We start from the raw sequence: 22,105 nt of genomic DNA on the forward strand, positions 1-22,105 counted from the left end.
CAACCTTGAGGCGGCCGGTTGCATGGAGATGCGCAAGGCGAGCCGAAGTGCCCGTGCCGCAGGGGCTGCGGTCTATAGCCTTGTCACCGTAGAACACCGCGTTGCGGCCATCGGCGCCTTCGTGCTTTGGCTTGTCGGCCCATAGCACGTGGCTGACCCCGCGGATCGTGGGATCGAGCGGGTGGACCGGCTCGTACTTCTCGCGCACGGCTTCGCGGATGCGGCCCGAAAGCTCAACGATGCGCGAGGCGCCAAGATCGTCGAGACCGGTGTAGTTCCCCTGCGGCTCGACGATGGCATAGTAGTTGCCGCCGTAGGACACGTCGATGGTGAGCGGGCCGATGCCCTCCACGTCCACTTCGATGCCGCGTTCGGCGACATAGGCAGGGACGTTGGTGATCCGCACCGAAGTGACCTTCTGGCCTTCGGTTTCATAGGCAATCTCGATCACGCCTGCCGGAACCTCGACGCGCAGCTTGCCCGGCGTTGCGGGCTGGATCAGCCCGTGTTCAAGGCCGAAAGTCACCATGCCGATAGTGCCATGGCCGCACATCGGCAGGCAGCCCGACGTCTCAATGAAAAGGATGCCGATGTCGTTGGCGGCATCGGTCGGCGGATAGAGGAAGCCGCCCGACATCATGTCGTGCCCGCGCGGTTCGAAGCACAGGCCGGTACGAATCCAGTCGAAGCGAGACAGGAAGTCCTGCCGCCGTTCGGACATGGAGGCGCCCTTCAACAGCGGAGCCCCGCCCGCCACGAGGCGAACGGGGTTACCGGCTGTGTGGCCGTCGATGCAGAAGAAAGTGTGCCGCATCGACGCTCCCTTATGCTGCTGCCGCGACGGTCAGGTCGGGGCGGGTTGCAGCGGCCTTTTCGACCATCGCGATCACCTGAGCGCGGCGTTCGCCCTCAAGGACGTAGCGCGGAGGCAGCACGCGCTCCGAACCGCGACCCATGACCTGCTCTGCCAGCTTGATCGACTGGACCAGATCGTGGTCGGCGTCGAGGTGGAGGAGCGGCATGAACCAGCGATAGATTTCCATGGCCTTGGCGTGATCGCCGCGCTCGAACGCCTTGACCAGCTCGACCGATTCCTTCGGGAAAGCGTTGGTAAGACCCGAAACCCAGCCCTGCGCGCCGAGGTAGAGACCTTCGAGAGCCACGTCGTCGAGGCCCGCGAACAGCGTGTAGCGATCGCCGAAGATGTTCTTGAAATCGGTGAAGCGGCGGGTGTCCGGCGCCGATTCCTTGACCGCGACGATGTTCTTCACGTCGACCAGAGCGGCAAGGACGTCCTTGTCGATCACGGTGCGGTAAGCCGGAGGGTTGTTATAGAGCATGATCGGCAGGGCGGTCTGCTCGGCAACACCCTTGAAGTGCGCGACGAGTTCGTGCGCCTTGGGCACGTAGACCATCGGCGGCAGCAGCATGAGGCCATCGGCGCCGGCCTTTTCGGCGGCCTGAGCGTAACGCACGGCGCGGCGCGTATCGAATTCGGAAACGCCGGTGACGACGGGAACGCGGCCGTTCACCGCCTCGACGATGGCCGAAAGAACCTGGACCTTCTCGTCATACTCAAGCGAGTTGTTCTCACCCACGGTGCCGAGCGCGATCACACCGGTCACGCCGTCGTTGATGAGATCGTCGACGACGCGCTGGGTGTCGGCGAGGTCGATCGACAGGTCCTCACGGAGCTGCGTGGTGACCGCCGGGAACACGCCCTTCCAACCAATTGCCATGTAAGTTCTTCCTACTCTCTCTGAATTGAAATATCGTATACGATATTACGAAACGCTCGACAATTGCAATCTTTGCATCGTGGCAGTCTTTTCCGGCACGGTCAGAAGCGCAGCATCAGCGCAGATCAGGCAGCCTTTCCAAATAAAAAGCCGCCCCGGTCCTCCGGGGCGGCTTTCCATCCTAATACATGAACTGCACGAATCAGAAGCGGAAGCGAGCGCTGGTCTGAATTGTTCGTGCCTGAAGGCGGACGCCATACGGCAAGAGACGGTCCTTGCCCCACCACATCTGCGCATTGTTCTTGAGGAGGTTGGTGCCTTCAACGCTAAGCGTGAGAAACTTGACCGGAGTGTAATTGATCGCAGCATCAAGGCGCGACGTCGCATCCATGTACGGCGAAAATTCGGGATAATCGGAGAACACACCGGTACGATAACGCGACCGATAGTTCCAAGCCACGCGCGCGCTGAACTCAGGAGTGTCATAGTAAAGTGCAAGATTATAGGTAATCTTGGACATGCCAATGGCATTATTGTCTGATCCATCGGGATAATCGATATTACCTTTTGCAAGGTACGTCAGGTTTGCGGATGCCCCGAAGTTACGAAGGATGCCAGGCAGGAAATCGAAGAAGGTCTGGCCGGCGATCTCATATCCTTGGAAAGTGCCGCCACCTGCATTGCGATTGGTCCAGACACTTCCGTTGGGGACGCCCACGGCACCCGGGAACTCCGGAACGTATTCCTGCGCCACACTGTAATAGATATAGCCCTTCGGCTTCTTGAGATAGGCCGCGACCGAAATTGATCCTGCACGGCCGAAATAATACTCAAGAGAAGCGTCGAAGCTATTTTCGGTATAAGCTTTGAGATCCGGGTTGCCCGCGTAGACAGTAAGATTGTTGAGCTCAATGACGCGGCTTGGGCGGAGTTCATAGAAGCCGACGCGCTGCACGTTCTTCGTCCAGGCCAGTCGCAATTGAAGCTTCGGGGTAAAGTGCGCAATGGCATTGAAGCTCGGCAACACGTCTACGAAATTACCGCGACCGGACGAGGTCGTAACGGTTGGATTCCAGTTGGCATCAAAACGGGTCTGAACGCTGTCGCTAATCCCCCACGTGTTGACGACACGCGCGCCGAACACGCCATCGACAGGGACACCGGCATCGAAGGCATAATTGAACTGGCCATAGACAGCAAACGTCTGCTCCCTCGAACCGTAACCGTTACCAACCGAGAGATCGGGGTATCTTGTCGACCAATCGGCGCCGGTCGTGCTCGTCGACTGGAGCCATGAGCGAACGGCATCGAAATTGTTCAGCAGGCTGGCGCCGTCAAGATTGAACCAGGTCGGGCCATCAAAGCCCGAAACATGGGCAGTCGTGGAGGTGTAATCGTAGCCCAGGTCGTCCAGCGTCGGCGACGAACCAGCAACGCGAGGCGAACTGTCCCGGTAGCCGTTCGTGAAGCGGATTTTCCTATTGCTGTAGCGAGCCCCCATCTGGAAACTGCGCAACAGCCCCGTCTCGGTCAGCTTTTGCGTCAGGTCCACCTGGCTTGAGAGACTGCGGCTCGTCTCGACACTGCGCTCGTCATGCAGGTTGCTCAACAGATACTCGCTGGGGTCGGTCAGGTCGACACCATTGAAGACCATGTACGGCCCCCGACCGGAGCCCACATCCGTATCCATGTCCAAGGTGGCGCTCTGAGCAGTGGAGAACCGGTAGACGCTGAGGATGCCGTAGTTTTCACGACGCGACTTATTGTACTGCGCCGTGAAATTGATCTGCGTCTGATCGTTGTGCCAGTGCGTCTCGAAATTGCCGCCGTAGTTTTCGGACTTTACCTTCTCGTAGTACGCCTCCGGACCACCAGCCAGAATTCCCGTTGCAGGCGTGACAGTCAGGCCTTGAACGGTCTGATAGTCGGCATTTCCGTTGTCGGCGTAGGTTATATCGGAAAGGTTATAGGTTCCGTTACGGGCGACCAGATGAAGGCGGTCCCTGCTACGCTTCTCACGGCTGCTGAAATAATTACCTTCCAGCACGAAATCGAGTTGGTCACTAGCGCGCCATTGCCAGACTGCGTTGACTGAAGGACGAGAAATGCGGCCTTCTTCGACACCGTAGTTAACCGCGTAAGGAACGATCGTCGTCGTCCGTTGATCTGCAGGAAGGCTGTTCAGATCCGTGCCTGCAAAGACGCCAGGTGTCTCGCTTTCCAGGAACGTCTCATTGTAATGATTGCGTGTGTAGGAAGCGTTGACCAGGAAGCCCATCTCGCCAAGACCGGTGTCGAAGCGATCTCCGACCAGCAAGCTTCCGTAAGGGCTCTTGGTATTACCGATGCTGGAAAATACTTCACGGAAGCTTCCCGCGACGGTCAGGCCCCTGTCAAGATCGAGCGGCCGCCGCAGTTCGACGTTCACGGTTCCCGCAATACCGCCTTCAATCTGGTCAGGGGTGCGGGTCTTGTAGACTTCGACAGACTTCAGCAATTCCGCAGGAATGTCTGACAGGTTCATCGAACGATCGACGCCGCTGGCTGCGTCATTTCCGTTGATGGTGGTAGAGATGTCAGTCATGCCGCGAATAGAAATCTCGGCGCCTTCGCCGTGTTCGCGAGAAATCTGAACACCGGTGACACGGGCAATCGCCTCGGGGACGTTGTTGTCAGGAAGCTTACCGACGTCTTCAGCAACGATGGAGTCCACGATCTGCTTGGACTTGCGCTTCTTCGTCGCGGCAGCCTCTACACTCCCGCGAACGCCCGTGACGACAATACTCTGGTCAGAAGATTCGCTGGCAGAGGAATCCTGCGCCCAGGCAGGAGCGGCCGCCCCCATGGCGACCAGCGAACTCAATGCAGTCGAAAGCTTCAAAATTTTGAGAGAAATCATCGCAAAACCCCCTGTTTGGCTCGCGGTGCCTCCGCCATGACACCTGTTGTTTATATCGTATACGTCTTACGATATCTGAATCGAGTCAAGGTATTTGTGACGGTTCGGAAACATTTTTGTCTGAGTAATTCCTGTTTCGGGAAACATCTGGAAAGCGCATGCCAAAAAGGGCGCAGGTTGATGACCTGCGCCCTTTCAAGATTATCTACCCACAGCCGCCCATGCGGCATGGGTCAGCAGGTTACTGACATGCTGCTGGCGGCGATCCGTCTCCGCGGATAGCGACAGGCTCCGCGGCCGGCGCCAGCACTTCCCATTCCTGCACGGCGAGAGCGGCATGCGTCTTCCCATCCGTGGAAGCGTCCATCACCGCGCGCAGGCATCGCGTGTTCACCTTTGCAAACGACACATCCTGGAATGAACCCGTCCCCGTCCCATAGGAACTGGCGCGCGGAACCGCCTTCCAATTGCCCTTGCCCACCGGGTTCCAGTATTCGAGATGCCACTTCGCCGGCGGAGCGACGCCGACGCCCGAACCTGCGGGCTGGTCGTTCCAGAACCAGATGCGCGAGCCGTCGATCGTCACCGGCTTGTCCCAGCGATACTCGATCCACTGGCGCGGCGGATTGTTCGCAGACCAGCTTCCCCACATGTCGGGGGGCAGCGGGGCCTCTTTCAGCGCGCCGTTGTTGAGCGCCTTGATCCAGAACTGCACCGGCACCGGATCGTTCGAGGCGGTCGCCCAGGCCGAACGCGCGATGTTGCGGCTCGGTGCCAGCGGCGGTTGCGGGCGTAGCGTGGGCACGACGGTGCGGATGCGCGCCGGGGTGACGCTGTCGTCCCACTCCATCTTGTCCAGGGCGACGCTGCGGCGGAAGTGCCCGCCACCCCTGGCATCCGCCGTGTGATAGGCAAGATACCACTGCCCCTTGAACTCGACCGCGCCCGGATGGGACGTGGTGGAGGAGACCGGCTTCAACGCCACGCCGCGGTAGGTCCAGGGCCCCATCGGCGAAGGCGCGCTGCCGTAAGCGATGCAGGCGTAATAGACGGCGGGCGTGCAGTCCGAAGTCGGCCCCGCCTTGTTACCCGCATAGAGCATGTAATAGGTGCCCTTGCGTTTCATGATCCACGGCGCCTCGAAGAAGCCGGTGAGACCGGAAATGGTCTGCTCCGGCCCCTTGGGCGTAATCATGTCACGCGCCAGTTCCATGCCGCGAAGCTGGCCGAACGTGCCCCAGTAGATATAGACCCGGCCATCGTCATCAATCAGGATCGTGGGGTCGATGTTCTGGATCTTGTTGGCGACAGGCACTCTCTGCGAGATGATCGGCCCAGAAGGGTGGGCATCGCGCCACGGCCCGAGCGGGCTGTCGGCAACCGCCACGCCGATCGCAAAGCGGTCCTCGGCGCTGCTGTTCTTCTCCAGTACCGGGGCGTAGAGGTAATAGCGCTTATCCGGGCCCTGGATGATCTGCCCGGCATAGGCCCGGGCCTCCTCGGCCCAGGCGAAGACGTTCTCCGGCTTGATGATCGCCGGATAATGGGTCCACTTGCCCGAGGCCGGATCGGCGGTCTTGAGCAGTTGCCATTCGGGCATGATGAAGTCGTTGACGTCGCTGGCCGCTTCATCGCGCCCGGCGAGAATCCAGAGCTGTCCATCGGCAACGAAAGGCGCAGGATCGGTGGAGTAATAGTCCCCATCCGCCAGGATCGGATTACCCGGAACCGTCAGTTCCCGCGCGATCGGCGCGGAGGCCTGCTGCGCCGAAACGGCCGACGCGAAAGCGCCGGCCGCAAGCACCAATGCGAGCTTATTCCTCATCGGGATAGGGGCCCTTGCCGCCGTCCTTGATGAGCTGATCGACGCGCTGGTCGATCAGCGGCAGCGGCACGCCGCCCAGTTCCAGCACTGCATCGTGGAAGGCGCGGATGTTGAACTTGGAACCCAGCGCCGTTTCCGCCTTCTTGCGCGCATCGACGAAGGCGAGTTGGCCCATGTAGTAGGACAGCGCCTGTCCCGGCCAGGAGATGTAGCGATCGACTTCTGTCTCGATCTCGTGATCGGACAGCGCGGTATTGTCGCGCAGGTACTGCTGTGCCTGCTCGCGGCTCCAGCCCATGGCATGGACACCGGTATCGACGACGAGGCGCGACGCGCGCCAGGCTTGGTAGCTGAGCATGCCGAACCGGTCGTAGGGCGTCTCATACATGCCCATGTCCTCGCCCAGTGCCTCGCAGTAGAGCGCCCAGCCCTCTCCGTAGGCAGACAGGTAAGTGTCGCGGCGGAAGGCCGGCAGGTCCTTGTTCTCCATGGCCAGCGGCATCTGCATGGCATGGCCCGGCGCGGATTCGTGCAAGGTCAGCGCGACCTGCGAGTAGAACGGACGGCTCGGCAGATCGTAGGTGTTGACGAGATAGATGCCCGGACCGCCGCGACCGCCGGTGTAGAACGGCGCGATGTCGTCCGGCACCGGCTTGATGGCGAAGCGGCTGCGCGGCATGTGGCCGAAGAACTGGTCCGCCTTGCCGTCGAACTGCTTGGCGATCCAGGCCGCGCGGTAAAGCAGCTCGTTCGGGGTCTTGGGATAGAACTGCGGATCGGTGCGCAGGAAGTGCAGGAAGGACTTGAGGTCTCCCTTGAACTCGACCTGGCTCATCACCTCGGCCATCTGCGAGCGGATGCGGGCCATCTCGCTGAGGCCGATCTCGTGGATCTCCTCCGGCGTCTTGTCGAGCGTGACGAACTCGGCGATCTTCGACTGGTAATAGGCCTTTCCGTCCGGCAGGTCATAGGCCGCCAGCGACTTGCGCGCACCGGTTTCGTATTCGCTGCGCATGAAGGTCAGCAGCTTGGCATGGGCCGGCACGACACCATCGGAGATGAGCTTGCGGGCTTCGGCGCGCAGCTTCTCCTGCTCGGCGGCGGGGATCGTCGAAGGCAGTTTGCGGAACGGCTCATAGAACGGCGAGGCTTCCGCCGTCTTGGCCTGAACGACCAGTTCGATGCCCTTGTCGCGTCCGGCAAGCGTCACTTGCGGGCCGGTGAAGCCGCGCTTGAGGCCCGCGCGCATGTTGTCGATCTGCTGGTCGTAGTAGCGCGGAACCTCGCGCAGCATTTCAAGATAGTTGTCGGCCGCAGCCTTGTCCTTCAGCGGATTGCGCGCCCAGTCGGCCAGGTCGCCCCAGAAGCTGGTGTCGGCGTTGAAGGGCTTTTCGTAGTCGCGGAAGCGCTGCGAGGCGAGGAGCGCATCGATCTGGCCCTTGTAGACCGCGAAGTTCACGCGATTGGCGGGCGAGAGCTGCTTCTGGTCGATGGCAGCAAGCTGGCCTTCCACCTTGGTCCAGCAGGCGAGGCGATCTGCCTGGGCCTTGGGGCCGAGGTCGGGCAGGACGATCTTGCTGTCCTTCGGCGTATCCTCGCAAGGGCCGACCTGCTTCTGGCGCCATTCGTATTCGGCGGTGGTGATCGCCTCGAAAGCCTGATCGGCCGTCTGCTTCTTGGAAACTTGAGCAGCGGGAGCGGCGGCGGCCGAAACCGCAGGCGTGGCGACCAGTGCGGCGCCGGCCAGCATCATGGCGCGGCCAACCGAATTCTTCACGTCATTTCCCCTTTCGAGAACCTCGAGAATGTCCTGGTGGAGCTTCGCCGGAATGCGCAGCCCCTCCTTGTCGGAGCGCGCCCGCGCGATCAGACGGCGCGATCCCGGCAGGCGAGCGCCCTGCCCTTCGATCATGTCGAACATGGCTTCCGCGCGGCGCAGATGCTCTTCCACGCCCGCCCCGAGAAAGCCCGCCGGATCGATGGCGATAATAAATTCGCCGCCGATGGGCGAGCCGCCGCGATCCTGGTCGGCGGCCATCGATTCCGCGCTGGTCATGTCGCCGATCAGCGGCCCTGCAAGCAGTTCGACCATGGCGGCGAGTGCGGAACCCTTGTGTCCGCCGAATGTGCGCATCGCGCCGTCGAGCACGGCCTTGGCATCGCTCGACGGATTGCCATCGGCATCGTAGCCCCAGTCGAGCGGGATCGACTTGCCAGCACGGCGATGCAGTTCGATCTCGCCGCGCGCGACCGCGCTGGTGGCGAAGTCGAACACGAACGGCGCGCGGTCAGGACGCGGCCAGCCGAAGGCGATCGGATTGGTGCCGAACACCGGCTTGGTGCCGCCGGCAGGCGCGACCCACGAATGGCTGGGCGTGAAGGCGAAGGCGACAAGCCCCTGCTCTGCCAGCGCCTCGACCTCGGGCCAGAGCGCGGCGAAATGGACCACATTGTTCAACGCCATGGCGGCAATGCCGAACTTGCGCGCCTTCTCGACCAGCAGCGGCATGCCGCGCTCGAACGGCAGTTGGGCGAAGCCGCCCTTGCCGTCGACGCGCACCAGCGCCTGCGCCGGCTCGCTCACTTCGGGCACCGCATCGGGCACCACCACCCCGCGCTCGACCGAATTGGCCGCAACGAGGAGGCGGTAGAGCCCGTGCGAGGTGCAACCGTCCCGCTCGCCCGACACCATGGTGTGGGCGACGGCGGCGGCATGGTCGGGCGCGAGGCCCCAGGCTTCGAGCACCGTGCGGGCGAGTTCGTCCGCTTCGGCAATCGTCAGGGCAACGTCTTCACTCAAGGCAATGCTCACTTCCTGGCGGTAAACAGACGCACGCCGAAGACCGGGCCGGCCGAAGTGCGATCATGCGGCACGAAGCGCACCTTCACGCTGCTCTTGCCCTTGGTCAGCGCCTCGGGCAGCGGATAATCGACGTCGAAGAACTTGCCGGGCGCGTCGTTGTCGAGCTTCTGGGTTGCCACCAGCACGTTGTCGACGAGGATGTCGAATACGCGCGAACGCTCGCTGCCCCAATAACTGGCCTGCAGCAGCAGCGGACCGGACTTCACCTTCATCTTGAACTCGAAGTAACCGCCCGAGCGGGCATCGCGCCCGTTGCGGCCGCGATAGGAGACCGGATAGGAGATTTCCGAGGTCAGTTCATGGTCGCGCTCCGGCTGCATTTCGCCAAGGTGCATGACGTCGATCGAACGGGCTGCCAGGTCCTTCTGGCGGGCCTGTTCGGCAAGGAAGGCGGCTTCCTCGCTCTTCCAGCCGCTTTCCGTGAAGCGCTTGAAGTAGACGGCGCTGCGGCGGTCGTACTGGCTGTAGAACGGCGCGAACATGCGGTCGCCCGGACGGATGATGCCGGTGGTCTGGTAGCGCGGGCGGTCAGAGACCATCGGCGCGAAGGCGGCCAGCGGGTTGTCGCCGACCATCGCCGGCTCGACGCCGGTGAACTCCATTTCGGCCGGGCCGAGATCGGCGGCCATGACCATCGGTCCGCGCACCACGGCCACCACGTCCTGCGAACCTTGCGCGTTTTCAAGGCGCAGTTCGAGCGGCAGGTTAAGCGCGATCACGTCGCCCTTCTTCCAGCGGCGGTCGATCACCACGTAGCCGCCGACCGGGGTCGAAGGCACCGGCGCGCCGTTGACGGCGACGGTCGCCTTGCCGTTCGACCAGCCGGGAATGCGCAGCGCCACCGCGAACTTGCCCTGTTTCACCGCGTCGAGCGTGATCTTCACGTCCGACTTGAACGGATACTCGGTGGCGATGGTGAAGGCAGCGCCCTTGGCCTTCCACTGCCCCGTCGAGGGGATGTAGAGGTTGACGAAGAACGTATCGCCGCCTTCCCAGAAGATGGAGTCGCCGTGCTTGGAATGGCTTTCCATGCCCGAGCCGACGCAGCACCAGAAGGCTTCCTCTCCCGGACCGGAATAGCCGCGCGGGGCGCCGCTCATCATCGGAGTCATGTAAGTGAAGCCCCCGGTTTCCGGATTCTGCGCCGACATGACGTGATTGAGGTGCGCACGCTCGTAATAGTCGAACAGCGCGCCGTCCGGCTGCCACGAGTAGAGCTGACGGGTCAGCTTCAGCATGTTGTAGGTGTTGCAATGCTCACAGGTGGATTCCGTGAGGTGCAGCGCGATATTATCAGGCTCGAAGAAGTATTCGCGGTCGGCATTGCCGCCGATCACGTAGCTGTGATGCTGGGTCACGCGCTCCCAGAAGAAGCGGGCGGCACGGCCCGGTTCGTCCTTGCCGGTCAGCTCATGGATGCGCGCCAGGCCGATCAGCTTGGGCACCTGGGTATTGGCGTGGAAGTTGGAGAGCTTGTCCTCCTGCGCCACCAGCGGGTCGAGCACCTTCTTGTCGTAGATGCGCTCCGCCACCTTGAGCCAGCGCAGATCGCCGGTCTGGGCGTAGAGATCGGCATAGCTCTCGTTCAGGCCGCCATATTCGCAGCCCAGCAGTTCCTGCATCTGCTTGTCGTCAAGCGCGGCGAAAACCTTCTCGAAGTAGCCGCCGAGGCCGATGACGACCTGAAGCGCCTTGGCATTGCCCCAGGCGGCATTGATGTCGAGCAGGCCCTGGAAGTACTTGTGCACGGTATAGAGCGGCGACCACGACCCGTTGAGGTCGAACCCGCCCGACTTGATCTCTCCGCGCATGACTTCGGGGAAGATTTCCTGCCCGTCGACGACCTTGCCGTCCTTGGTCTTGCGGCCCAGCGCACCGATGTAGCCATCCGTGCGCTGCTGCTGGCAAAGCGCCAACTCGTCGACGATATAGTCTGCACGGCGGCGGCATTCGGGGTTGCCAGTCTGCTGCCAGGCCAGCACCAGCGCGGTCATGTAGTGGCCGAGGGTATGCCCGGCGATCGTATCGGATTCCCAGCCGCCGTAGATCGCGGCCTTCGGCTCCAGCCCCGCGTACTTGCGGAAGTTGTGCAGGAAGCGGTCGGGGCTGAGCGACATCAGGTAATCGACATTGACTTCGACGGCCCGCGCATAGTCCGAAGGCGCAAGACGCACGTCGGTCAGCGGCAGCGGCTTCGCCTTGATCGGAAGCTTGGGTGCAATCACGGCTGCGAAGCCCTTGAGGGGGACAGAGCAAATGGCGAGCGCCGCCACGCCAGCCATCCATTCGCGCCGATTGGCCTGCATTCCAATAACTCCTATCGAATATCGTATACTGTATTGATAGAAGTCGGGCCCTCGAAGTCAATCCCCTGTTTGTAAGGCAGCCGCTTGCGGCATGGTCACCCGGCTTCAGCGGCGAAGCGCAACCTGCGTATCGGCATGGGCCAGTTCGATGAGAGTAATCATCGCCTTGCGCGCCTTGGCCGGATTTCGATCGGCGATCTGCGCATAGAGTGCATGATGCTCGGGCATCGGGTCGCGCGGACTGTCCTGCTTGCCATGCTTGATCGCGGTGGTCGAAGCAATGGCAGTGGAGATCGAGTTGGAAAGCGCGAGCAGCATCTCGTTGTGCGTCGCCTCCATCAGGAGTTCGTGAAAACGGATATCCGCCGCCCGCCCCTTGGGGCTGGTGAGCGTATAATGCTCCATCGTGTCGAGCGCGTTGGCCATGTCGAGAAGCTGGCCGTCGTCGCGGCGCAGCGCAGCCATTTCCGCGGCCTGCGGTTCCACTACCATGCGCAGTTCGAACAGGTCGCGCAGGAATTCATCGCTGGCGCCGCACTGAATCTGCCAGGCGAGCACATCAGGATCGAGAAGATTCCACTTGCGGCGCTCGTTCACGCGCGTTCCCGCCTTCGGCCGGCTGCTTACCAACCCCTTGGCGGTGAGCATCCGGAACGCCTCGCGCAGCACCGATCTGGATACTCCGAGTATTTCCGCATGCTCTACCTCGGCCGGGAAGACATGGCCGGTCAGATACTCCCCGCTCACGATCTGAGTCGCCAGCCGCTGCGCCACTGCATGGTGCAAACGGCCGCTCATCAAGGGAAGCGCCTCGGAACCTTCACCCGAACCATTACCGGTCATTGTGTTCTCTTTCGTCATCGCGTCAGGTCTGTATTAAGAATAACGCTCTGGCTAGCCCAGAAAAGCGCAGATCATATATCGTATATTTTTCTTGACGCTTACGCCAGTGGGCGTCATGACGATGAGGTTCTCCCCGAAATAACCGATGGGCCGCAGCCGTGAGCGCTTCGCATTCCTCCGTGTCGAAATCCATCAGCCTGCTCGCCCTTGCCTGGGCCGTAACCGCAGCAGCGATACCGGCAGCCGCCGACGCGCGAGAAGCGCCGACCCGCAGCGCAGCAGCGCAGCCCGGCATCGACCAGCGCTATGCCGCGGCCGACAGCTTCATGGGTTCCGCGCTCGGCGACCTGATCGACAATGCCGACGTTGCCCCGCGCTTTGTCGAAGGCGGGCTGTTCTATCGCACGGGCAACCGGCTCGACCAGCGTTACCAGTTCCTCGATCTGGCTTCGCAGCAGACCCGGCAGGTCACCACGACCGCGGCGCTGCTTGCCGCGCTGACCACAGCGAAGGGCGCTCCGGTAACAGCCGACGATGCGCGTATCGCCGAGGTGGACTTCGATCCCGCCCGGAACGAGGTCCGGTTCCGCGCTTTCGACGGTGCGCTCTGGAGCATGGATGCCGCCGGCAGGGCGACCGAGGTCGAGAAGGCCGACCACAAGGTGTTCGATCTCCTCTCGCCCGACGGCAAGACGAAGATCGTCGCGCGCAGCTATAACCTCTACGCGGTCGATGTCGCCACGGGCCGCGAAGTGGCCCTCACCGCCGACGGCACGCGCGAGCAGCCCTATGGCCGTTCGATCCCGGAACTCTCGGATATCCTGCGCGAAGGCACCGAGGAACCGGCCATGCCGGTTTCCGGCCAGTGGTCGCCGGATGGCCGTTACCTGCTGACATGGCGTCTCGACACGCGCGATGTGAAGAAGCTGTCGATCACCCAGCAGAACCCGCCGGGCAGCTTCTATCCGCGCAGCTTCTCCTACATCTACCCGCTCGCCGGCGCCGAGAAGCTGCCGCAGGCGGCGCGCCTGGTGATCGACGTCAGGGATGCGATGAAGAAGGGCAAGGCACGGATCGTGCCGATGCAGGTGCCTTCGGAATCCATCCTCTACCCGTCCCCGCCGGACATGGGCTGGCTGGACGGCAAGGTCCGCATGCTCTGGACCGAGCGCGGTTACAAGCAGCAGGCCGTCTACCTCGCCGATCCTGAGACCGGCGCCGCGAAGGTCATCGCGCATGAGGCGGTGAAGCCGGTCGTCACCGTCACCTCAAGCATGATCTTCCCCTCGCCCGAACTCGGCGGCGAACTCTCGATCTCCGAGCGGACGGGCTGGGCCCAGCTCTATCTCGTCACGCCCGATGCACCCGACGGCGGCAAGGCGCTGACCACCGGCGAATGGGAAGTCCTCACGGTGGACAACGTGGCCGAGGACAAGTCCTCGCTCATCGTCACCGGCGTCGGCCGCGAGGCCACACGCAACCCTTATTGGCGCGCGCTTTACCGCGTTCCCGCCAAAGGCGGCGCGCTCACCGAACTGACCCCGGAACCGCTCGACCACAACGCCTCGGTCTCACCCGATGGCAAGTGGATCGTCGACCAGATGTCGAACCCGACCTCACCCACCCGCGCAGTGCTGCGCGACGGTGCGAGCGGACGCATCGTCAAGGAACTGGCCAGGGCCGATGACAGCCGCCTGCTCGCCCGGGGCTACACCCCGCCCGAACCGTTCAAGGGACTGGCAGCGGACGGCAAGACGCCGATCTACGGCATGATCTACCGCCCCGCGCACTTCGATCCGAAGCGCAGCTATCCAGTGATCGACAACGTCTACACCGGCCCGACCACGACCGACGTTCCCGCGACATGGAGCGAAGCGCGCCGGGTCGCCGGCAACAGCGTGGCGCAGATCGGCGCGATCGTCGTTATGATCGACGGCACCGGCACATCGCGGCGCGGCCAGGCTTTCCGCCTGCCAGCCTTCCAGAACCTCGGCGAAGTCGGGCTGGACGATCACATTGCCCTGATCCGCCAGATGGCCGCGAGGTACCCCTACATGGACGTCACCCGTGTAGGCGTGTTCGGCGGTTCGGCGGGCGGCTACGACACCGCGCGCTTCGTGCTGCGCCGCCCGGACTTCTTCAAGGTCGGCGTCTCGTCCTCGGGCAACCACGATCTCCGTCTCGACAAGACCTGGTGGCCGGAAGTCTCGATGGGTTATGCCGATGAGGCGACCTGGGAGCGCAACTCCAACATGTCGGTCGCGGGGCAGCTCAAGGGTCATCTGCTGCTCGTTCACGGCGACATCGACGACAACGTTCCCGTCACGGAAAGCTATCGGCTTGCCAAGGCACTGATGGATGCCGGGCGCGATGTCGACCTGATCGTGATGCCCAATGCCACGCACAACGTCTACCGGCCCTTTTTCTGGAAGAAGCTGCGCGACTACTTCACCCAGTATCTGCTTGGCGAAACGCCGCCTGCCCTCGGTCCCGTGAAGGCGGCCGCTCCTGCTGCTCAAGCAGCCACCAAGTAATTCCTGCGAGGACCTGAAATGAAGCGTCTCCTGAAGCCCTTGCCGCTCGTCGCCCTGGTGCTCGGCACTCTCCCGGCCATGCTGCCGACGACCGCGGCCTATGCCGAAGAAGGCGAAGTTCAGAAGCCGAAGCCGGTCTATCCGCCGATCGGCAAGACCGAGATGCAGACCACGGCCTTCGACCTTGCCCTGCGGGCCGACACGCAGACGCTCGCTCACCTCTCGCCCAAGGGCAATACCGCGTTCGACTTCGTACCCGCAGCCCGCGAGCCCGAGCGCGCGGGCGACGGCTACGTGCACATCGGCGACATCCACATCCGCCTGAAGACCGCCGGATCGGACTGGCAGGACTTCTCTTCCGCCCATGCCCGCAAGCAGATCGCCGCGCTCGCGGGCGGCAATGGCGTGCTTGCCGCCGCCGATATCACCGCCTCGATGGGAGCGGGCATACCCCTGCGCGTCGAGCGCCGCTGGGTGAACGAGGCCGGCGTGCTGGCCATGCGCTTCACGCTCGTCAATACCAGCAGCGCCCCCGTCGAGATCGGCGGCCTCGGCATGCCCATGGTGTTCGACAACATCATCCTCGACCGCGATCTCGACCAGGCCCATGCCGAAGCGAGCTTCGTCGACCCCTATATCGGCCGGGATGCGGGCTATCTCCAGGTCACCCGCCTCAACGGTCAGGGCCCGGCCCTGCTCGTCCTGCCGGAAAAGGGCACGCCGCTCGAAGCCTATCGCCCGATCATCGAAGCGCGCGCCGCCAAGGACGGCGACATCTTCACTGACAAGAGCCAGCGCAGCCAGGTCTCGGAAGGGTTCTACGACTGGACCGTCGCCAGCAAGGGCTTCGCCGAGAAGGAATGGGCCAAGGCTGGCCAGCAGTGGAACGAGCCGACCAGCATCACGCTTGCACCGGGCGAGAGCCGCACCATCGGCCTGCGCTTCGTGACCGCGCCCGATATCCGCAAGATCGAGGATACGCTGGTCGCGAACAAGCGCCCGGTGGCCGTGGGCATTCCCGGCTACGTGGTGCCCACCGACCAGACCGCCAGCCTCTTCCTCAAGACCCCGAGCAAGGTCGCGAAGATCGAATCCTTCCCCGCAGGCGCCCTTACCGCCACCTCCGAGAAGAGCGGAACCGGCTGGGCACGCTATCGGGTCAAGGCCTCGGGATGGGGTCAGGCCCGCCTGACGGTGACTTATGCGGACGGCCAGAAGCAGACCGTCAGCTACTACATCACCAAGCCGCTCGATCAGGTCATGGCCGATATCGGCCACTTCACCACGACGAACCAGTGGTTCGAAGGCAAGAATGACCCGTTCCATCGCAGCCCCGCGATCCTCTCCTACGACCGCGAGGACAACAAGATCCTCACGCAGGACGGCCGCGTCTGGGTGGCAGGCATGAGCGACGAAGGCGGCGCCGGTTCGTGGGTTGCGGCGATGATGAAGCAGCTCGACAATCCGAGCCCTGAAGAAGTCGCCAAGCTCGAGCGCCTCGTCAACGAAACCGTGCTCGGCACCCTTCAGGTCAAGGACGGCCCGCAGGCCGGCGCAGTCAAGAAGAGCATCTTCTACTACGATCCGGTCGAGTTCCCGAACTACTACGACCCCAAGATCAACTGGAAGAACTGGACCGCCTGGTCGAAGAAGGATTCGGACGATCTTGGCCGTTCCTACAACTACCCGCACGTCGCCATCGGCCACTGGGTGCTCTACCGCCTCGCACGCGACAGCCAGGGGCTGGTCAAGCAGCATGACTGGAAGTTCTACCTCGATTGGGCCTACCGCACTTCCGTCGCGATGATGCGCGATGCGCCTTACTATGCGCAGTTCGGCCAGATGGAAGGCGATGTCTTCCTCGACATCCTCAAGGACCTGAAGCGTGAGGGCCTGACCGCCGAAGCCACCGAGATGGAGGGCCTGATGAAGGGCCGCGCCGATCACTGGCGCACGCTCAAGTTCCCGTTCGGCAGCGAGATGGCCTGGGATTCCACCGGCCAGCCCGAAGTCTACGCATGGATGCGCTACTTCGGCTACCAGCCGCAGGCGGACGAGACGCGCGAGGTCATCCTGGCCTATGACCCCACGATCCCGAGCTGGGGCTACAACGGCAATGCCCGCCGCTACTGGGACTTCCTCTACGGCGGCAAGGTCTCGCGTATCGAGCGGCAGATCCACCACTACGGCTCGGCGCTGAACGCGGTGCCGCTGTTCGACGCCTATCGCCAGAACCCCACCGACCTGCACCTGCTGCGCGTGGCCTACGGCGGCATGATGGGCGGGATCACCAATATCGACCAGCAGGGCTTCGGCTCGGCCGCGTTCCACTCCTGGCCCGACATGATGAAGTGGGACGCCATCACCGGCGACTACGGCATGGTCTTCTACGGCCACGCCATCACCTCGGCGACCTACATGGTCGATGACGCGCAGTTCGGGTGGCTGGGCTTCGGCGGCGACCTGACCGCGAAGGGCACCAGGGTCCATGTCGAACCGAAGGACGGCGCCCGCCGCCGGCTCTTCATCGCCCCCGCCGGCCTCTGGGTCACGCTGGAAGCGGGCCGCATCAAGAGCGCCGACTATGACGCCAGGACCGGCAAGGTCGTGCTCACGCTCGATCCCGCGACGGCGGAGACCCCCGCAGCACGCCTGCTGTTCGAGACCACGACGGCGGGCGGCAAGCCTTACACCGCCGACACCGGCACCGCCGATCGCGGCGGTTACGCCATCCCGCTGGGCACGGGTGCCACCACCGTCACGCTCAGCCCGCGCTGACATGAGGGCCCTTTTTCAGGCATCGGTGCTGGCAGTCCTGCTTTCAGGAGCCGCCATTCCGTCAGCACCGGCGCTTGCCGCCCCGGCCGCCAGCCCCGCCCCGCGTGAGGCTTGCGTGGCCGGGGCCTGGGCCATCGCGGAAACCGACCCTTCGGACACGGTGAATTCCGCCCTCCCTTTGCAGATGCAGAGCGAGCATTTCGCCCTGCACTGGAAGCCCGGCACCGTGGCCCCGGCCGATGCGCAGGCGGCGGTGAAGCATCTCGAATATGTCTGGGACTACTTCATCGCAACGCTGCACTTCCCCGAGCCGCATTGCGGTTCGGCGGCCAAGTTCAAGGTCAACGCCTATATCGGCACCGACTACGGATTGACCGGCGGAGCGGACTCGCTCGGGCACATGGGCATGTGGATCGGCCCCGGCGCGCTAAGGGACCGTTTCGGCCTTGCCCATGAACTGACCCATGCCCTCCAGACCGCGACCGGGCATCTCATGGACTCGCCCTATACCGGCTGGATGTTCGAGAGCCACGCCAACTGGATGACCGTGCAACTCCCGGAATTCCGCGAGAATACGCATTGTTCCGTGCTGCTGAAACAGTACCCGCACCTTTACTACGGCTCGACCCGCAGCCGCTACTGCAACTGGCAGTTCCTCGAATTCCTCAAGGACACCCGCGGCTTCGACGCCGTGAACGACATCTGGCGCAAGGCCCCCGGCAAGGACGATCCGGCCCACCTGACGACCGATCCCTTCACCGTTCTGCGTGACAACAAGAACTGGACACAAAGCCAGTTGAACGACACCTACGGCGACTGGGCGCTGCACAACGCCAACTGGGACTACACCAACCCGGACGGCAGCGATCAGGGCGCGGTCTTCCGCCGCAACTATGGTTCCTACGACCAGTCCACCGGCCCCGATATCCTCTCCGCCACCGTGCTGGACCCCATCGACCTCGAGCATCGCCGCTTCGCCGTGCCGGAGATGTGGGCACCCCAGCGCTGGGGCTACAACGTGGTCAAGCTGCATCCCGATGCCGGCCGCGACCATGTGACCGTGACCTTCCGGGGCGTAGTCCAGCAGGCCAGCGCCGTCGTCTCGCTGCCCGGTCTTGCCGATGAGCCGGAAACGATCCCGCCGCCCGCATCCGACTGGCGCTGGGGCGTCGTCGCCGTCGGGGCGGATGGCAGGAGCCGCTACACCCCGCTTCAGCGCGGCGACAAGGCCGCAGCCTCGATCGCGGTCCGGCCCGGAGACACCGGCCTATACCTCGTGGTCATGGCCACCCCGTCGCAGATGCAGAAGATCCGCTGGGACCAGCCCTGGTATTCGATCTACCGCTATCCGTGGATGGTCCAGCTCGACGGCGCCATGCCCGACCGCTGGCAGGACGGCGCGCCCGGGCCGATCCCCGGCGGGCACCGCCACGGCAACGGCGGGGGCTGGGTCGGACCGCAGGCCAGCGTGGCCGCAAGCGCCTATGTCGGCCCTTATGCGCGGGTGATCTCCGGCACCGTTTCCGGCAAGGCGCGGATCGAGGATCACGCCGTCGTGCTCGATAACGCGCAGGTCCTGGACGAGGCGGTGATCTCCGGCCTCACCGTACTGCGCGGCGACACCGTCCTGAAGGGCAAGGCCCGCGCCGCCACGTCCATGCTCGGCATAGGTGAGTACGAGAAAGGCATCGTTCTTTCGGGAACGGCGCAAAACATCGGCGACGTCGAACAGCGCGGCGGCTCCGCATCGACCGGCGTGTTCTACGGCTTCGTCGATGCGGACACCGTCAAGGACCCGGGCCACGGCGCCGAACTGACCGCCCCTGTTCCCGAAGTCACCGCAAAACCGGCCTATCGCTGGATACCCTAGGGGAGCGTAGACAAGTTCCACTGCCCGCCGTTCCGGTCGTCCGATCAAGTGCGGCGCTTTCAGCCCGTTACGGACGCCGGATCGAGCCGGAACGGCAACCTTGCGCCATTCCAGTCGCACAAGCTTCCAGATGCCTCTCCCGAACCTGCCGTTCAGAAAGTCGTGATCGTCGTACATCCGAAATGGCTAGGCTGGGACATTTCTGCCGCTAGCACTTGACGTTAGGATGGACAGCTTTCAGGTGAAATTCGTCGTCGGGCAGGGCTCGGTGGTTAAAAGTCATAAGTCCGCCCATCGAACTTGACTGGGCCAAGACGATGAAGACGCTTTGGATCGCCGTGCCAACTTTTCTGGCTTAGCTGGATGATCTGGTGGAGAGGACGCTTGAGCGAGGTTCTAGTGAGCGAGATCGGCTGCAAGGCCAGCGACAAGCCAGAAAAGTTGGCATTCGTGGATGCATGGCGTTGGTGGTTGACTTGCGATCACGCATTCTGGTCAGAGGCACAAAAGCGAAAGTGCGTGGATGTCGCGTTTGTGCGTGCAGTTGGCCAGCCCTATCGTGTGAATAGAAACATTCGGGTGGCGAAGTTAGACCATCCCACACAAATTTTCACGAAGGGGAAACGTGAAGGGCAGGCAAAGCAGGTTCGCGACCCCACGGACCCTCACGCGCTAGCTTTTTCTAAAATGATCAACGAGTTGAATTATGAGGAGAATGCTAGCCTAAGCCAGAGGGGAAAGGCTCTTGCAGAGGCTTTGGCAGAAAATCACTCAGCTATTGCTGGAACACCTGCTTCGGCGGCAAGCAAGGTGAACTGGTTTCTGCGTCCTAAAGGTTGGACCATGTTCGATCGGTTCGTTTCGATCGCTGTGCTAGGGTCACATCAGTCATCTGTCGCAGGAATGGCGCAGTTCTTTGATGCGCTGGATAAGCGTGATTTTGCCAAGAAGCTTGCCGAGGTGCGCCAGGCCATCGCTTCACCGTTTCCTGAGATCTTGGCCGAGCGCGTAATCGATAAGTATTTGTTCCTGATGGGACTACGCTACAGTCAACGCAAGTCCTTTGAGGAAGAGGAGGGCGCAGACGACGAAAGTGAAGGGACGAATGATCGCATGTCACTTGTTCTGCTCAATGGCTTTGTTTCCTCATTGCCTTCGCCGCTCGTCGATCAGGTCCGTCAACAGGCTGACAAGCTGGGCCAAACCGTTTGCCTCTCTTCACTTCTCCACCCCGATGTGGCGAAAGCCTAAATCGATCACATCTCGCGAGAACGACCGAAAGTCCCACGACCCGTCAATAAGGTCTGGTAGTTGCCGCCCCCGCCGTTTCACGGTCGGGAACGGCAGCTATCTTGAGTCTATTGCACGCAACTTGTCATTCCGCAGCCGCCCCCCAAATCGTGATCACGGCCCATGGGACCATGTCCGCTTCCTCCGACGATCTGCACACGCTGCCTAGCGCAGCCGCTCGCTCAGGAAATCCACGAAGACCCTGACCCGGGCCGGCATGTTCGGTCCGCCCACGAATACCGCGTGGACCAGTTCGACGTCGCCGGGGTTGTAGTCCTCCAGCAAGGGCACCAGCCGGCCCGAGGCGATCTCCTCCACCACGCTGAACCGGCCGACGCGGGTGATCCCCACACCATCCGCCGCGAGCTGGCCCAGGGTCTCGCCGTTGTTCGCCTCGATGCTGCCGCGCACGCTCAGCGCATGGTCCTGCCCGTCCCGGCGAAACGGCCAGACCGGCTCGGCCCGGCGGAAGTTGAAGTTCAGGCAGTTATGGTGGAGCAGGTCCTCGGGAACGCGCGGCGTCCCCCGCCGTGCGAGATATTCCGGCGAGGCGACGATTACCCGGCGGTTCTCCCCCAGCTTGCGCGCGGTCAGCGGACTGTCGGCAAGCGGGCCGAAACGGATCGCCACGTCGGCATCGCCCGCCGCGACATCGACCAGCCGGTCGCTCAGGCTGATATCGACCAGAATGTGCGGATAGAGCCGCGCGAATTCGCCCAGCAGGGGAACGATGGTCAGCCGTCCGTGCGCATGGGCAGCGCTGATCCGCAGCCGCCCGCGCGGCGTGCCGCGATCGGCGATGGCCTGCTCGGCATCGTCGAGATCGGCGAGAATCCGGCGCGCCGCGCCAAGATAGGCCTGCCCTTCCGCCGTCAGCGACAGGGCCCGCGTGGTCCGCAGCAACAGCCGCACGCCAAGCCGCGCCTCGATGCGATCCACCGTCCGGCTCACCGCCGAGGGCGTGAGGCCAAGCACGCGCCCGGCAGCGGAAAAACTGCCTTCGGCCGCCACCGTCGCAAAGACCTCAAGCGCCCGCGCCCTGTCCGCGCCCAGCGGCGCCTTTGCATCCGGTTCAAAAATCTTGCGCATCCCCGCAGCCTAGGCGGTAAGCCCGTGAACGTCCATTTTTGCGTCGCATCCCGATATTGCGCCCGCCCC

12 protein-coding genes (1 of these 12 only partly in view) are annotated in these 22,105 nt (G+C 63.1%); 4 read left to right on the plus strand and 8 right to left on the minus strand.

What is annotated here, in order from left to right:
* The 7 genes from U9J33_RS20405 to U9J33_RS20440 form a co-directional block, all read right to left on the minus strand.
* Positions 1-814 carry the 5' portion of a 4-hydroxyproline epimerase gene (locus tag U9J33_RS20405; RefSeq protein WP_054434988.1) on the minus strand. It extends 185 nt beyond the left edge of the window, so the window shows 814 of its 999 coding nt (coding positions 1-814); its start codon is at positions 812-814; the stop codon falls past the left edge of the window.
* 10 nt (positions 815-824) lie between these two features.
* On the minus strand, positions 825-1,739 hold the full coding sequence (locus U9J33_RS20410; protein WP_054434986.1) for a dihydrodipicolinate synthase family protein: 915 nt from the start codon (positions 1,737-1,739) through the stop codon (positions 825-827).
* Positions 1,740-1,941: 202 nt separating this feature from the next.
* Positions 1,942-4,638: a TonB-dependent receptor gene (locus U9J33_RS20415; RefSeq protein ID WP_054434984.1), complete on the minus strand. Its 2,697-nt coding sequence runs from the start codon at positions 4,636-4,638 to the stop codon at positions 1,942-1,944.
* Positions 4,639-4,879: 241 nt separating this feature from the next.
* The gene (locus tag U9J33_RS20420; RefSeq protein WP_324699824.1) at positions 4,880-6,463 is read right to left on the minus strand and encodes a family 43 glycosylhydrolase; all 1,584 of its coding nucleotides are present in this window, start codon (positions 6,461-6,463) and stop codon (positions 4,880-4,882) included.
* Positions 6,453-9,263: a DUF885 family protein gene (locus U9J33_RS24900; protein ID WP_185999053.1), complete on the minus strand. Its 2,811-nt coding sequence runs from the start codon at positions 9,261-9,263 to the stop codon at positions 6,453-6,455. Before U9J33_RS24900 ends, U9J33_RS20420 begins: the two co-directional genes overlap by 11 nt.
* 8 nt (positions 9,264-9,271) lie before the next feature.
* Complete coding sequence (locus tag U9J33_RS20435; RefSeq protein ID WP_324699825.1) at positions 9,272-11,632, minus strand: glycoside hydrolase family 127 protein; 2,361 nt, start codon at positions 11,630-11,632, stop codon at positions 9,272-9,274.
* A 105-nt stretch (positions 11,633-11,737) separates the two neighbouring features.
* Entirely contained in the window at positions 11,738-12,475 is a 738-nt protein-coding gene (locus U9J33_RS20440; protein ID WP_082370128.1) for a FadR/GntR family transcriptional regulator, read from the minus strand.
* A 158-nt stretch (positions 12,476-12,633) separates the two neighbouring features.
* Between U9J33_RS20440 and U9J33_RS20445 the strand changes: the two genes are divergently transcribed.
* The 4 genes from U9J33_RS20445 (at position 12,634) to U9J33_RS20460 (ending at position 20,908) form a co-directional block, all read left to right on the plus strand.
* Positions 12,634-15,009 (plus strand): S9 family peptidase, encoded by a 2,376-nt coding sequence (locus tag U9J33_RS20445; protein ID WP_082370127.1) that lies wholly within the window; start codon positions 12,634-12,636, stop codon positions 15,007-15,009.
* Positions 15,010-15,027: 18 nt separating this feature from the next.
* Entirely contained in the window at positions 15,028-17,787 is a 2,760-nt protein-coding gene (locus U9J33_RS20450) for a DUF5695 domain-containing protein (RefSeq protein WP_324699826.1), read from the plus strand.
* A gap of 1 nt (position 17,788) precedes the next feature.
* The gene (locus tag U9J33_RS20455) at positions 17,789-19,657 is read left to right on the plus strand and encodes an Svx/AvrXca family virulence/avirulence protein (RefSeq protein ID WP_324699827.1); all 1,869 of its coding nucleotides are present in this window, start codon (positions 17,789-17,791) and stop codon (positions 19,655-19,657) included.
* Positions 19,658-20,041: 384 nt separating this feature from the next.
* Positions 20,042-20,908 (plus strand): hypothetical protein, encoded by an 867-nt coding sequence (locus U9J33_RS20460; RefSeq protein ID WP_132470320.1) that lies wholly within the window; start codon positions 20,042-20,044, stop codon positions 20,906-20,908.
* 204 nt (positions 20,909-21,112) lie between these two features.
* On the opposite strand, the gene U9J33_RS20465 is transcribed toward U9J33_RS20460, so the two are convergent.
* Positions 21,113-22,036, minus strand: a complete 924-nt coding sequence (locus U9J33_RS20465) for a LysR family transcriptional regulator (RefSeq protein ID WP_054434420.1) — start codon at positions 22,034-22,036, stop codon at positions 21,113-21,115.
* Positions 22,037-22,105 lie beyond the last annotated feature (69 nt).

Origin of the sequence: Novosphingobium sp. RL4, assembly GCF_035658495.1 — a bacterium.
In the GTDB taxonomy this organism is placed as follows: Bacteria; Pseudomonadota; Alphaproteobacteria; order Sphingomonadales; family Sphingomonadaceae; genus Novosphingobium.

Bases quoted from the DNA above. Each gene is read 5' to 3' on its own strand.
- U9J33_RS20410 (WP_054434986.1), bottom strand. From the start codon at position 1,739: ATGGCAATTGGTTGGAAGGGCGTGTTCCCGGCGGTCACCACGCAGCTC.
- U9J33_RS20415 (WP_054434984.1), bottom strand. From the start codon at position 4,638: ATGATTTCTCTCAAAATTTTGAAGCTTTCGACTGCATTGAGTTCGCTG.
- U9J33_RS20420 (WP_324699824.1), bottom strand. From the start codon at position 6,463: ATGAGGAATAAGCTCGCATTGGTGCTTGCGGCCGGCGCTTTCGCGTCG.
- U9J33_RS20435 (WP_324699825.1), bottom strand. From the start codon at position 11,632: ATGCAGGCCAATCGGCGCGAATGGATGGCTGGCGTGGCGGCGCTCGCC.
- U9J33_RS20440 (WP_082370128.1), bottom strand. From the start codon at position 12,475: ATGACCGGTAATGGTTCGGGTGAAGGTTCCGAGGCGCTTCCCTTGATG.
- U9J33_RS20450 (WP_324699826.1), top strand. From the start codon at position 15,028: ATGAAGCGTCTCCTGAAGCCCTTGCCGCTCGTCGCCCTGGTGCTCGGC.
- U9J33_RS20455 (WP_324699827.1), top strand. From the start codon at position 17,789: ATGAGGGCCCTTTTTCAGGCATCGGTGCTGGCAGTCCTGCTTTCAGGA.
- U9J33_RS20465 (WP_054434420.1), bottom strand. From the start codon at position 22,036: ATGCGCAAGATTTTTGAACCGGATGCAAAGGCGCCGCTGGGCGCGGAC.